This window comes from Aliiglaciecola sp., from assembly GCF_039982535.1.
In the GTDB taxonomy this organism is placed as follows: domain Bacteria; phylum Pseudomonadota; class Gammaproteobacteria; order Enterobacterales; family Alteromonadaceae; genus Aliiglaciecola.
Genome location: NZ_JBDWYG010000077.1, coordinates 17,364 through 31,408, shown reverse-complemented (window position 1 = coordinate 31,408; position 14,045 = coordinate 17,364). Strand labels below are relative to the sequence as shown.

8 protein-coding genes and 1 tRNA gene are annotated in these 14,045 nt (G+C 37.8%); 1 reads left to right on the top strand and 8 read right to left on the bottom strand.

Annotation, left to right across the window (positions count from 1 at the left end):
- Positions 1 to 80 precede the first annotated feature (80 nt).
- Positions 81 to 157, top strand: a tRNA-Arg gene (locus ABJV04_RS20805).
- A gap of 138 nt (positions 158 to 295) precedes the next feature.
- Here the strand turns inward: ABJV04_RS20805 and ABJV04_RS20800 are convergent.
- The 8 genes from ABJV04_RS20800 to ABJV04_RS20765 all read right to left on the bottom strand — a co-directional run bounded on the left by ABJV04_RS20800 (position 296) and on the right by ABJV04_RS20765 (position 13,923).
- On the bottom strand, positions 296 to 1,438 hold the full coding sequence (locus ABJV04_RS20800) for an HNH endonuclease (protein WP_348493638.1): 1,143 nt from the start codon (positions 1,436 to 1,438) through the stop codon (positions 296 to 298).
- Complete coding sequence (locus ABJV04_RS20795; protein WP_348493636.1) at positions 1,435 to 2,040, bottom strand: methyltransferase domain-containing protein; 606 nt, start codon at positions 2,038 to 2,040, stop codon at positions 1,435 to 1,437. Before ABJV04_RS20795 ends, ABJV04_RS20800 begins: the two co-directional genes overlap by 4 nt.
- Before the next feature lie 230 nt (positions 2,041 to 2,270).
- Entirely contained in the window at positions 2,271 to 2,807 is a 537-nt protein-coding gene (locus ABJV04_RS20790; RefSeq protein WP_348493634.1) for a hypothetical protein, read from the bottom strand.
- 222 nt (positions 2,808 to 3,029) lie between these two features.
- Complete coding sequence (gene dsr1 / locus ABJV04_RS20785) at positions 3,030 to 6,812, bottom strand: anti-phage defense-associated sirtuin Dsr1 (protein WP_348493633.1); 3,783 nt, start codon at positions 6,810 to 6,812, stop codon at positions 3,030 to 3,032.
- Between the two features lie 10 nt (positions 6,813 to 6,822).
- On the bottom strand, positions 6,823 to 9,813 hold the full coding sequence (locus ABJV04_RS20780; protein ID WP_348493631.1) for an HsdR family type I site-specific deoxyribonuclease: 2,991 nt from the start codon (positions 9,811 to 9,813) through the stop codon (positions 6,823 to 6,825).
- Positions 9,814 to 9,815: 2 nt separating this feature from the next.
- Positions 9,816 to 10,976, bottom strand: a complete 1,161-nt coding sequence (locus ABJV04_RS20775; protein WP_348493629.1) for a restriction endonuclease subunit S — start codon at positions 10,974 to 10,976, stop codon at positions 9,816 to 9,818.
- Positions 10,976 to 12,442 carry a class I SAM-dependent DNA methyltransferase gene (locus tag ABJV04_RS20770; RefSeq protein WP_348493627.1) on the bottom strand — a complete coding sequence of 489 codons (1,467 nt, stop codon included), beginning with the start codon at positions 12,440 to 12,442 and terminating at the stop codon, positions 10,976 to 10,978. The genes ABJV04_RS20775 and ABJV04_RS20770 overlap by 1 nt, the downstream gene beginning before the upstream one ends.
- A complete protein-coding gene (locus ABJV04_RS20765) occupies positions 12,439 to 13,923 on the bottom strand; it encodes a class I SAM-dependent DNA methyltransferase (RefSeq protein WP_348493625.1) in 1,485 nt (494 codons plus the stop codon). Before ABJV04_RS20765 ends, ABJV04_RS20770 begins: the two co-directional genes overlap by 4 nt.
- Between the last annotated feature and the right edge of the window lie 122 nt (positions 13,924 to 14,045).

Below are 14,045 nucleotides of genomic sequence, written 5' to 3'. Positions count from 1 at the left end.
ATGGGGTTTGAGGGTAAAGGTCATTGACCTAAAGCCAGGCCTAATAAAATAAAACAAGTAAAAAGAGTAAAAATCGCTACGCACCCGTAGCTCAGCTGGATAGAGCGATGCCCTCCGGAGGCATAGGTCAGAGGTTCGAATCCTCTCGGGTGCGCCATTTTTGTATATCTTGACCGCTGCCCCCCGTGACCAAAAAGCCTTAAAAAATCAGCCCGTGACCACACCGTGACCAAAATATATTCGAGATTACGCTTAACTGTACATTGGGTTTCTTTTGACTTGCTTCTATCGAACGTTATTTTTTAAATCGCTGTTCACGGTGAAATGCCAAGTAATCTTGATGTGATTTAGATAACAACACACTCATTTGCTTATCAATTCCTAAAGTTTGATATTCCTCTAATTGTTCGGATATCAAAATATTGCCTTTATCATTAAAGCTTACGTAGCCCAAGTCGAATGCTTTATCTAAATTTGCTAGCAACAATAAGCCATTGTATTTATCAAGCCTTTCCTCGTTTGAGGAATGCGACCATGGCTTAATGTGTGATGCGACCAAAAACGAACTATTTTGGTATCTAGTTACTGCACATCCTTGCCATAGGTCGATTAACTCTCGTCTATATTTACCTTGTCCAATGCGGGTACTCACTAAGGTTGCTTTCTCCGTATCTGGTATCAACTTATCTAAAATTATCTCTTCAATATCTTGCTGAACTTCTGCTTGAGTGATATCTGACAAAAATCCTCTGTAGGCATTGATAGCAGCAGAATACATGCCATTGCCTGTTTTATTTTTTTGTTGAAATTCCTTTATTTCGTAAACTTGGCTAGTAATCTTTTGGTATTCAAAATATGATCCTACAGACAACAAATTCTTATCACTTATACCTGCATCATTTGCCCAGTTTGAAATTGAACCTTTCAGAGCCCCAAGGTAATTCTTAATTGTTTTATCAGATTTACCTACAGATTTCGCCCATCTTGAAAACTGCTCACTTAATGTATCTAGATTACTAATCAATGCATTTTTTAACGTTGTTTGAGTGATAGGGCTTTTTAGTAAATCGAATAGTTCATTGTCTAAAAATGCGTATGCAACATAGTTCCGAATCGTTGCGTCACTTACAGACTTTACTGATCGGTATGCTATTTCTGAGTCAGCCTTAAATGCTAGCGACCAAAAGCCGGAAGATTGTAAATGGTGAAATGGAAGATAAGGGCTATTTTTATCATTGCCAGCTTTTAATCTATTAAAATGCCAAGCAAAGCTTTGTTTTAATTTTTCATCATAAAAAATACGATTTTGTTTAATATGCCCTTGTTCGATCAGATCCATGATAGCGAACATTAAGCAGACTTTGTGGGGTTTAACGTGGCCTGATGAGCGATCTGGTCTAATACTCTGAAATTTTTCAATGTAGTAAGTCAGACTCATTGCGTAACTCCTTGCTTAGCAAATACTAATGTCTGCCAATTTACGCTGCTGCGGTCGAGCTTGTCGACATCTTCTTGATTAAAAACACAAGTTAAACCTAGACTTTCTGCTTGTTTGATTGTGATATCAGCGTTTAAATTTGATGACGTACGACTATCTTGAAATGTGCCATGCCTTAACGTAATAACGACTAAACCATTTTCATTAAGTAACCCAAATATTCGAGTTAAACTGGCTAGTTGTTGATTGTTGGTTAGATGCATCCAAACTGCACTGATCAATATTAAGTCAAACGTTCTGACGTTAAGTTGGCTTAAAGATGGTAGAGAGTCATCTATCCATTCAACTTTATCCTCACAATAACTACAGCCCATTTTGTATAGCAATTTGGCTGGCTCTACAGCCGTTACAATAAAGCCTAATTCTGATAACGCTTTAGCATCTCGGCCACTGCCAGCACCTACGTCTAGAGCACGACTTCCTGGCAGCAATGAGACTAACGAAAGCCAATTTTGATGAATACTTTGAAATGAAACTGACTGATATTGTTCAAATATGTCTACAGCATTTCTATTGTAAAATTCGATATTATTATCTGTCATATCCACTAATATTCTTAGAGTTAATAATCTCTGTCGCTAGAGGGATAATTAACAATCAGTCACTCCGTTGATTACCAAGCAAAAGCTACTGGCTTTCCTGTAAATAGTTGCCACAAGCACATCTTCAACAGCACTGTTTTCTTAGTCATTAATCAAGACTTCATAAGCTTTTACAAGCTATGTTGTGATGCGTTTACATTGGCCGGTATATTTACCGCTTTATTTGCTTATTAATCGTTGGATGAATAACTGACACTTCTTTTATACATTGTCACTGGTCGCGCACCAAAACGTCCTCTTCCATGGCCAAATATCATTGAAATTACCACAAAAATAGATACACAAGTGCTTATTACAACAAACCAATTAATTGAATAATTTTCAGCGGAAAAATTAATTAAATTTTGATCAAATAAATATTTTGCACCAAGTAATAGCCAAATGATAACGAATACAAAACTAACAATTTCATTAATTTTTGAAACGGAGTAAGTTTCTTGCGGGTGAACTATTTTATACAGTGGACCAGTAAAGGCATCTTCGAGAAGATCTACATGAACCTCCCAATGTCTTTGCCAAGATTTACTTCCAATATTAGTGAAGTGCCAAGCTAAAGACAGAACAAATCCAATACAAATAAGAAAGTACACTTCAACATGATGAAACTGATCATCCGTAGCATAATTGGTTGATGAAATAAGCGCAAAGTAGCCTACAAACGTACTAGCTATGAATGCCCAAAAATAGGTGGCGCGTTTCCAATACATCTCTATTTCAAAATTCCTTGTAGCCCATGCTTTCTCAAACGCTCTTTCCGCTTTTTTTGGGTCAATGTTAATTAATTGCTCAACGTACTCATCCTTGTTCAGCTCAGTGAGATCAGACTTCTTTTTAGAATATATGTATTTAATAATTTTTATGTTCCTTATTTTTAAAAGGGTAGCGAAGCTATATCTAATTTATTCGTGCATCCCCAAATCGAGCCATTACTACTCAAACTGCCTAACAATTATTTTCAAGTGTTTATATGCTTGGCTATCAGACAATTGAGGAGCCACTTCAACTATGTTTTCAATACAATCTTTTAATTTGCTCGGAGGCCTAAAATTTGGCTCATCAATCAAAGTACTTAGTAAATTCAGTACCTCCGTTGGGAACTGATGAGTTAAATCGCTTTTCTTTATTTGCCTTACAATATGATCAGTATCTTTAATGGGCTTCAAATCGTGTTTTAATAAATCAAAAGCTTCGGTAAAATGACTTCTAGCCGAGATACATAATAAGGCTAATTGTTTTATGGTCTCATCGGTAATTATTTGTTGTTTTGGCCACAACTTCTTAATAAATGGTAGGAGTCTATGTTCCCAATATTCACTATATTTATCACCTGCACTAGATAAACCATCAACTAAGCATGACGAAACGTCATATAAAGCTTCAGGAGGCAACTTACCAAAAGCTTCCACCAACTCTTTTGTTTTGAATTCTTCATACTGCTGTAGAGCAATATATGTCAATAACCTTGTGTACTGCTCCTTATGAGAATCTAACTGTTTATAATGATCTACAGTACTCAATAAGTATGATTTCAATTCTATTAGCAGCCCTTTGTGTAGACGCGGAGACCAAAGATAACTTCGCCAAGCCATACTCGCTAATTCAATGTTTTCCCAGTTGAACCATGGTATTACATTTTTAGTAGTCCAATCACGGTCAACCCGAAATAACGATAGAACATTTGAAGAAACAATTACTTTTCCAAAATACAAACAACAATTATCAATTAGGCAAATCTGATTGAGTCGCTTTTGAAACTCTTCTGAAAACCCATCTTCATCATTTGGCTTTTGGCCATACCACCACTTAAAAAGCGTCTCAGTTAAAATACCAACGGGGTGATTTATAGCTGAATTTAAAGGGTCATTTAAATCTTCAACATCTATGTCATAGGGAAGACTTATTAATTTATCAAAATATAAAAAGAAACTGTCGCTATCGATAACCTTGCAACTAATATTATTTTGAAGCCAGCGAGATAAATTCCAAGCAATATCTCTTAATTGAGGGGCATCCAACTCTAATAGATGTGGAGTCAGAGTTCTCCAAGCCTTGAATGAAAGTAACTTGTTTTCAGTCCACACTTGTAACGCTTCACGCCACCTTTCGGCAATCCATATACCTTGTTCTTTCAAACCAATGAGAGCTTTAGTAGATTTAATAAAATCCCGCTTACATCTAATAGGCCAATCATCGTCTTCCCAATGGTCGTGATCTGGATTGTCTTTTAACCATTTAATTAAATCAGGAAGGCTTGCTGGACTTGTAGTTATGTTTCGGAAGTTTTCACCATTACTCATCCAAACTGGAAAGTCGTCACTGCCATCTTCACTTAATTCCCATTTGGGGTGTTTTTCAACAATTGATTGATAGCGATCTTCTGTACTTTTATCAAATTTGAGGTTAGCTTGTTTTAATTTCTTCAATCGAAGCCATATTCCTCGCTCGCAAATGCGCTCAAATTCTTCATCTGAAATCTCTTTTTTAAACCAGGTTCGATTCGGACCTTCGGCAATATTAGCCAGCAATCGATTTCGCTCAACTTCATCTAATCTTGCTGTCAAAATCGATAGTAATTGAAGCACCTCCCGCTGAGAAACGATACTCCAAAGCCAGTAGCTTTCCCTTTCCTCAAGCCAATCATTGATTGTAGACGCAGGGAAATTCTCAATTGCAAATGCGGCAAAAAGAGCAAGTCGTTTAAAAATGGGATAAGGTACACGCCACCAATCATTAGCAACTTTGATCGCCAATTCAGTGTTCATCTTATTAATTGAAATCAATGAATCTCTTGTTAAATCAATTAAAGCTGTCCAATCACGAAAATTTTTATTTTGCGGATGAGGTTTTATCGATGGTTGGTGGATATATGAAAAATCATGAAATTCCTCTACTTCATTTAAATCAGCCATTACGTCCATAGTTTCCTTAAGAAGGGCACTAAATTCCAATACCAATGAGCCAATGTCGATTTGCCATTGAGGTAGCTTATTTAAAGACCTAAGACCTGCGTGGACATGTGAAGAAGAAAGATTAATGTCCCAACCCAATTTACTTTTAAGCCCCATATTGCTTTCATTTTTGTTGTAATTAAATGGTTTTTTAAAAAAAATTTTTGGCGATAAGATGTTTCTAATTTCTTTTTTTAGCGCCGTTGTTATCCCACTTACCTTATATTTATCCACCCAAGAATATAGACCGAATGAATTATTGGACTGTTCACAGTAACCAGCTAGAACTAAAGACCAAACGATCTGCATATCTTTAGAAACTATTGCATCAGGACTTGAATAGCGTAACTCCTCAAAGTATTCGTTATCGTTTTCTTTTGCTTTTTGTTTTTGCTCTTCTATTTTATCGTTAATTTTCCACTTAAACTGGCTGTTTAAGATTCCTCCTTGTTTTAAGATAAATAAAACTAAATCTTCATTATTTAAATGACGAATTAGCCAATCACCTAGGTTATTCATCACATCATCCCAGGATGTCTCTGAAAACGGATATCGGGACAATGCCATATTGGGAGTAAGAGAGCTTATTGCTGGCCTGTTAAACAAATTAAACCGCAACTCTTCAGTAAATTTGCCATCAAGAACCCCAAATTTTAAGAGATCTTCCTTTTTAAATTCAATAGAAGCTAAAACACTTAACCACTCAATTGGTGGGACAGGGTTTAATCTTGCAAATCTTTTAGCTGGAATACCTGAAGGGTCGCAGAGAGCCCAAGCTAATTTTCTAGCATAATCATCATGCAAATCTGATTTAGATGGCTTAGAAGTAGCAATTGTTGCAACTATTTGTTCTTTACCACTTAGGCCATCCCTGTAGGTTTCAGCCCAATTTTCTAATGTTTTATGTAGATAATAATGATTTCGATGGCTTTTATATAATATGGGGGTTACATTTTTTGCTTTCCATTGCTGACATTCACTGTCGAATTTACCTTTTCTAAATTCTCCAAATGCAAACATCTCAGGTGGTGATTCTCCCAATAAGCGATCCGCTGCTAGTGCATCCATCATATATCTTAAAACAGGATCATTTAGACTATACCCGACAAAACATACGGTATAAGTTCTAAATAATTCACTAACAAATCTAGCTGCCCATCTTTCAGTTAGATAAGCTAATCCAAAATCACCACTAGAAATCACTAAGTTGTCTAATTCTAAACCGTTAATTTGTTCAGGGAGTAAACCATGCAAATAAACTAAGCCGTCCCATCTATTTTTGGGTATAGGCAATAAAGGGGCTTGATACGTTGGATAGTTAAGATTATCTGCAATACCAGCCTTGTGGAAGATTCGATCAAAGTTTGTCGTTATTAGTCGAGTTTTACTCTCATTTGATTCTTTATCTATAACTTTTGATAAATGCAGAAGCGCTTTATGCGTTGATATGGACTTTGGATTGGTGTAATCGGGCTCAAGCAATCCTGCCATTGCAACTCTAACGTCTCTGCGCCAAAGGTTGGAGTGTTTAACTCCTTCAAGCAAAGAAACAGCTGTATCAAACTGTCCCAAGTCTAACGCTCGTTTCTGAACTGCATCAGGAGTGACTCCCATGTTTTCATAGAGGCTCCTAACTAATCCACCAAACCCTGGTAATCCAGCGGGAAACGAGATTCCTGAACCACAGAAAAAAACAACATTACCTTCCTCATGCGTTTGAAGTAGCCTCTCTGGTATATCTGGTCCATTCTTTACAAACTGCATTTATTTCTCTTTAGTAATACTCTTTAATATACCCATACGCCCTATCAAACAGCACTTGGTCTTTGTGTAGTTTGTATTTGAGTAATGCTTTTCTCAGTGACTTTTGCACTTCGCGTTCGCCACCTGTGGTGGTTTGCCAGCCTGGGAAGTTGACTATGCGGACTATGGCATCGATGTCAGCGACTATACGTTCTACTACTGCTGGGGTTTCGTCGGTTTTTAATTCGAGGAATAGTTCGGTTAGTGCTGCCTGGGGTGTTTTACTTTGCAGTTCTTCTTCGAAGTCTTTTTCGGCTTTAACTGTGTCTTTGGCAATAGCACATAACTCTTTAACGAACTCAATAGACGAGATCAGGCCTTTTTCAGCCTTGTCTCTTAGCTCTTCCAATCGTTTACTAAGCTTTTTAAACTCTGCATTGCCACCAAGGCGTTTAAAGCGTTGGATTAGGTCTTTTTCGAGTTGTTTTATCTTTTTCGGGTCTGGATTATTGAAGATGTTTTCAATAACATCAGCATCAAGTACAAACTCGTCTAGTGTGTGTACTTCGCCTACATGGATATTTTCATGAATTAGCTGAGTTGTTTGTGCACCTAGGGCTAACCAGAGCATTTTGCCTACGTTGTCTGAGGCGGGTTTTACTGACTCAAATACTTGTGCTAACCATTTATAGTCTTGGTTGTAGGGGTCTAAAATATTGTCTGGCGATAATGATTCCCATAGCTTCGATAGGTACTTAAAGTCTTTAGCAAAGGCGTCTTTTTTATCGTCTGTTCTAATGGCGTTTTGTGCAGCTTCTAAGCCCTCGTATCCTTCAATGGTTCTGTCTACACCTTCAAAGTGTTTTAACGCGTCTGCCATTGCTTGTGGTAAACGAGAGCGTAACTCACCTAAGTTAGTAATAACCTGCTGAACACTTTTTTCATCAAACTCTAAGGCTTTGGCGGCATCATCAAAAACACCGAAGTAATCAACAATACAGCCGAATGTTTTTTGTGGGTATAAACGGTTAGTTCGGCATATTGCCTGTAGCAAAGTATGGTCTTTTAATGATTTGTCTAAGTACATGGTTTGACAAATTGGCGCATCAAACCCGGTCAGTAACTTAGCGGTAACAATAATAAATTTGAGCTCAGAGGTGGCATCGTTAAATTCATCAACAACCTTTTCTTGTTGGCTTTTATCCACACCCCATTTTTGTTTAAATTCAAAGTCATCATTGGCGGTAGTTGATATAACTACCCTGCTTGCTTCTTCAGGAAAATAAGCATCTAGCTGTTCTTTGTATTGCACGCAGGCATGGCGGTCTGGCGTGACTATCATAGCCTTAAAGCCTTGTGGCATCACTTTGCTTTTAAAGTGCTCGGCTATGTCTTTAACAATCTTTTCAACACGCTCTGGTGACTTTAAAAACGCCGACATTTTGGCTGATTTTTTATTCAGTGCATCGGCCTCTTCATCTGTTAAGGCAGCACTTTGTTTAAACTCTTCAAAGGCTTTGTCTAATGCTTCTTTATCAACATGTACATCAACTAAACGTGGTTCAAAATGCAATGGTAGTGTTGCATCGTCACGAATAGAGTCATGGAAGGTATAACGCGACATATAGCCGCCTTTATCTTCTTCTGCGCCAAATGCCCAAAAGGTATTTTTATCTGCTTTGTTTACTGGCGTACCGGTTAAGCCAAATAAAAAGGCATTAGGTAATGCAGCACGCATTTGACGACCTAAATCACCTTCTTGGGTGCGATGCGCTTCATCCACTAATACAATGATGTTTTCTCTGTCATTCATATTAGGTTTGGCATCACGGAACTTGTGGATCATTGAGATAATGATCTTTCGAGTGTCACGCTCAAGCATTTGTTGTAATTCTTTAATGCTATCGGTTGATTCCACGTTAGCCACGTCGGCCGCATTAAAGGTGCCGCTAATTTGGGTATCTAAATCGGTTCTATCAACCAATACAATTACGGTTGGGCTTTTAAGTTGTGCAGCACGTCTAAGCTTTTGTGCAGCAAACACCATTAATAATGATTTACCCGAGCCTTGAAAGTGCCAAATAAGGCCTTTTTTGATCTTACCTTCAATCACCCTCTGAACAATTTTATTAGCACCTTCATATTGCTGAAAGCGCGGAATTACCTTGATTCGCTGTTTTTTGTTGTTAGTGGTAAACAACGAGAAGTTACGCATGATATCCAGCAAACGCTCAGGGCTTAATAAGTCGGTTAATTCTTTACCTATTTCAGCTAAACCTAGTGCTTTGGATAATTGATTGTCTTTGTTTTCTGTACGCCAAGGTGCCCAAAACTCTAGTGGGCAGCGTATTGCGCCGTAAAATAGCTCTTTGCCTTCGGTGGCAAAAGATAAAATATTAGGCACAAACAATTGCGGTACGGCATTTTCATAAATGCTGTGTACTTCATGAGCACCATCTAACCAACTGACTGATGGACGAATCGGTGTTTTCGCTTCACCCACCACTACCGGAATACCATTAATCATTAATACCACGTCAGGTATTTTGGTTTCTCGGTGGTGAATCCGAAACTGGTTAGTGACAACGTAATCGTTGCGGGTTAAGTCATCAAAGTCGATTAAGTTAACGGGTACGTGGCGATTGTTTTCGCCAAATGGCATGGTTTTTTCGCCTGTCATCCAAGCGAAAAACTCTTCATTGGCTTTTACTAAGCCAACTTGATTTACCGAAATTAAAATAGCACGCAGTTTATGTATTACTTCATCAGCCAAATTTGGGTTAGCTTCAATCTCTGGGTTAAGGCGAATTAACGCCTTAACTAATTCAGATTCAACTAACACTTCGTTAACACCACGGCCTAGTTGCTCTGGCGATTGGAATTGCCAGTTAACTTGTGAAGAGTGGCCATATTGCCCATGAGGCTCGTAAACTTGGTTATTATCTTGACTAGCGTTTAAATTAACGCCTGTCATTTGGTGGATGATGTAGTGTTCGACACTATTTAATTCGGTAAATCCCATACCTAAAACACCTGATTAATTATTGACTTTTGTAGTGACTTGGTTGACTCAATTTTTAAAACACAATTTGATAAAGATTTCTTCATAGTAAGGATATTTTTTGTAAAATATTCTCTCACTTCTTTGTCAGGTAAAGGCATCATTAATTCAGAGATAGTCTCGGTTGCAAGACGCCTTGTACCATGAGTTGTTGTAGTTGTGAGATTAACTATAGTTTGTTTCATATGCTGTAAAAAGCACAGTACATATTCGGAATCATACTCATCAGAAACCATAATTGCTTTCATATCCTGATTAAAAGAACAAGCTACTTTTGATAAAGCTACAGGGAATGAGTGAGCTAAAATAAGGCCTCTAACAACAAACAAAATTGTATTTATAGGTATTAATTTCGCCCCGCTCGCTACTGCTTTGTCTGTAATCATTTCTTGGGAACTATATAAATGCTCCACCTTCATATCTTTAGGGCTTATCCAAGGTGTGTCACCATTCCAGTAGTCTGCTTGCTTTCGGCTAGGAGTACCTCCACTTAACCACTTCCCTATATTACCTAAAGGAACACTTTTCTGATTGTTTGATAAAAAGAAATTATTACTTACAGTTTTTATGGATTGAGAAATGTTTTTAGATAAAACTCTTTCTTTTTCATTAACATCATCAATGGACCAAAGCAATTCAGCAAGCTCGGCTTGTTGCTCTATAGGAGGCAGAAGGAACTCGATGCAGGCTAAATCTCCCCAGTTAACATAAGGATTAACTCCTCCTCGCACGTTACCAACCGACTGTTCAATAAATGTATCTGAATGCATTAGGAATGGGATTAAATCATTGCGAAGGACTTCTTCATTTTTACTTTCCAAAATAAATGTAGTGTTCGAACATATACCATCAAAATCAGGGTAGCCTACTTTCATTAAATGAGGGTTTCTGGATACGTATAATATTTGACCTTTCTTAAACCCCATATGAAATGCAGGCCCCAGATAGCCCAGTTCATTTTTATTTTCATATTTTCTAATATGAAAATCACGTTTGTTAATATGCCCCCCCTCTACGACAATATCCGAATCATATTCAAAAGGATCTATTTTATTTGAGACTTTTTTAACTACATCACCAAAGTTGACTTTATCCCAAGTCGATTTATCTAAAAAAAGTTTCACTATTTCAAATCCTTAAATAAATGTTCCATGCTAGTTGAAAGCTCTTCTCCTGAACGAATAAAATTCTCATATAATTCTTTAAAAGTTGAGTTCTCTTTCTGGGGTATTTTTGAAGAGCGTATATACTTTGATACTTTCAAATTGGAATCTTTATCTAGCACATCTTGCAATGTTACTGTTTTAGAAAACCCTGCCACTTCTTTAAAGTCACTGTAGGTGTTAAATATTCTCTTGATATTACTTTCCGTTAAATAGGAATTAGTTTTTTCTTTTTGGACCTCATTAAGCGCATCTATGAAAAGAATTTTTCCTTTGTGATCTTCTTTTTTATTGTTATTACAAATAAGAATTGAAGCTTCCATAGGTGAGTTATAAAAGAGATTAGGGCCAAGTGCTATAACGCTTTCAATAGTATCTGTTTTAATCATCTCTTCACGCATTTTTTTTTCCATTTCTCGAAACAAAATGCCATGAGGCCAAAGAATTGCACATCTGCCATTTTCTTCATTCAAACTTTTATGAATATGTTGCTGAAAAGCATAATCCGCACAGCCAGCAGGGGTCTTCCCCCACATATTTCTTCCAAAAGGATCATTTTCAAAGGACTTATTATCCCACTGACTAATCGAGTAAGGAGGGTTAGCGAGAATCACGTTGAATTTTTTCAGTTCATCATTTTCAAGTAAAGCTGGGCTGGTTAACGTATCACCACGGACAATATCGAACTCTTCAATACCATGCATAAACATATTCATGCGTGCAATAGCTGAGGTCAATAAGTTAATCTCCTGACCATATAATTTAAGGGTGCGGTATTCTTTGCCTTCATCTTTAAGGTGCAAAGCACAGTTAAGTAATAACCCCCCTGAGCCACAGGTAGGGTCGTATACTGACTCACCTGGCTGTGGGTCCATTATCATGGTCATTAATTTAACTACGGTACGGTTGGTATAAAACTCTGCTGCGGTATGGCCACTATCGTCAGCAAACTTCTTAATTAAATACTCGTAAGCATTACCTAGCTTGTCGTCGGGTACATTTTTTAAATCAAGGGTGTGCTGTGAATAATGCTCAATTAAGTTGGTGAGCATGGCATCTGAAAGACGGTCTTTATTGGTCCAACTAGCATCACCAAATATACCTTCTAAGGTATCGGGGTTAGCCTTTTCAATGGCACGCATGGCGTTTTGTAGCGCTAAGCCAATATTGGTGGTGGTTTCGCGAACATCTTTCCAGTGAGCGCCATCTGGTACTTGAAAATGATGGTTTTCAGCAAAGGCGGCGTACTCTAAATCACCATCACTTTCTGCTAAAGCATTGTTAAACTCTTCATCGTAAACATCAGAGATACGTTTAAAGAACATGAGTGGGAAAATGTATTGTTTGTAATCACCCGCATCTATGGTGCCTCGAAGCGCAGTGGCTGCACCCCATAGGTATTTTTCTAATTCTTGTTGGGTCATCATTGGATAAATTTCTCCAATACCTTTTTAAATTTATCTTCGGCATCAAGGCTTGCTTGCCATGCTTGTTTTAAATCACTCATCGCTTCTTCTACTGACGGCAGGTTATCTTCAATAGTTTTTTCAACGTATAGCGGAATATTTAAGTTAAAGTCGTTTTCTTTTAACTCGTCCATTGAAGCCACTTTGACGTAGTTTTCTACGTCTTGATAATCGTGGTACCAATCGTAAATTTGTTGAACATGGTTTGGCTCAAGGTAGTTTTGTGCTTTACCAACAATTATTTGATCTGAAGCATCAATGAACAGAACTTTATCTTTTTTTTCAGTGGATTTATTTTGTTTAAAAACCATGATAGAGGCAGCTAATTGTGCACCGTAGAACACGTTAGGGCCCAAACCTATAACAGCTTCTAGCATGTCTTGCTCTAATAGTTGCTTACGAATTTTACCTTCTGCACCTTTTCTAAATAGTGCTCCATGAGGCAATACAACTGTCATACGGCCAGTGCTGTTCATAGATTTAACCATGTGCTGCACCCATGCCATGTCACCATTACCTTTTGGTGGTACACCGGCTATATTTCTTCCGTATGGATCATTTGCCCAGTTTTCAGCGCCCCAGTCTTTTAGTGAAAATGGCGGGTTTGCTATTACACAATCAAAAGTTTTAAGACCATCAGCTTCAAAAAAGGCTGGGTGACGTAAGGTATCGCCACGCATTATTTCAAAGTCTTCAATGCCATGTAAGAACATGTTCATACGGGCAATTGAGCTGGACGTTAGATTCTTCTCTTGGCCGTAAAGATTAAGTGTTCGGTAATCTTCTTGGTTGTCTTTTAAGTGATCAACACACTCAAGCAACATACCACCTGTACCACAGGCTGGATCGTAAATAGTTTCACCTTCATGGGGGTCTAAAATCATACCTAGCAAATGCACCACCGAGCGAGGTGTGTAGAATTCACCGGCCTTTTTATTGGTTAAATCAGCAAAGTGCTTAATTAGATATTCGTAAGCATTACCCAGCATATCTGGATCAACTTTTTGATTGCCTAATGTGTACTGTGAAAAGTGCTCGATAAGGTTTATTAGCAATGCATCAGAAAGCTTATTTTTATTGCTCCACTGGGCATCACCAAAGATGCCGTAAAGGAACTCTTGGTTAGCTTGCTCTATACCACGTAAAGCGTTTTCAATTGCTGCACCAACGTTGGTTGTAGTTTCACGCACATCTTGCCAATGACAACCCTCTGGTATTTCAAAACGGTGCATTTCAGGCAATGCTGCATATTCTTCATCACCATCTGACTCATCTAGTGCTACCCGGTATTCTTCATCGTAAACATCGGAAATACGCTTAAAGAAAAGCAGCGGAAATATGTAAACTTTAAAATCAGAAGCATCTACTGGGCCCTTTAATATCCAGGCTGCTTTTGATAGGTATTGCTCTAGCTGAGAGAGCGTAAGTTTTTCAGTTGTCATTTGATTCTTATTTTTTGAAAGATTTTTATGCGTTGTTCTCTATTGGGGACTAAACTTTTCAATTGATAACTCCATTTAATTCATCCATTTTAGAAACCATACTATGCAGTTAGGATATGTTT

Excerpts from the sequence above, each read along its gene's own strand:
- ABJV04_RS20800 (WP_348493638.1), bottom strand. The coding sequence starts at position 1,438 with ATGAGTCTGACTTACTACATTGAAAAATTTCAGAGTATTAGACCAGAT.
- ABJV04_RS20795 (WP_348493636.1), bottom strand. The coding sequence starts at position 2,040 with ATGACAGATAATAATATCGAATTTTACAATAGAAATGCTGTAGACATA.
- ABJV04_RS20790 (WP_348493634.1), bottom strand. The coding sequence starts at position 2,807 with ATGTATTGGAAACGCGCCACCTATTTTTGGGCATTCATAGCTAGTACG.
- dsr1 (WP_348493633.1), bottom strand. The coding sequence starts at position 6,812 with ATGCAGTTTGTAAAGAATGGACCAGATATACCAGAGAGGCTACTTCAA.
- ABJV04_RS20780 (WP_348493631.1), bottom strand. The coding sequence starts at position 9,813 with ATGGGATTTACCGAATTAAATAGTGTCGAACACTACATCATCCACCAA.
- ABJV04_RS20770 (WP_348493627.1), bottom strand. The coding sequence starts at position 12,442 with ATGATGACCCAACAAGAATTAGAAAAATACCTATGGGGTGCAGCCACT.
- ABJV04_RS20765 (WP_348493625.1), bottom strand. The coding sequence starts at position 13,923 with ATGACAACTGAAAAACTTACGCTCTCTCAGCTAGAGCAATACCTATCA.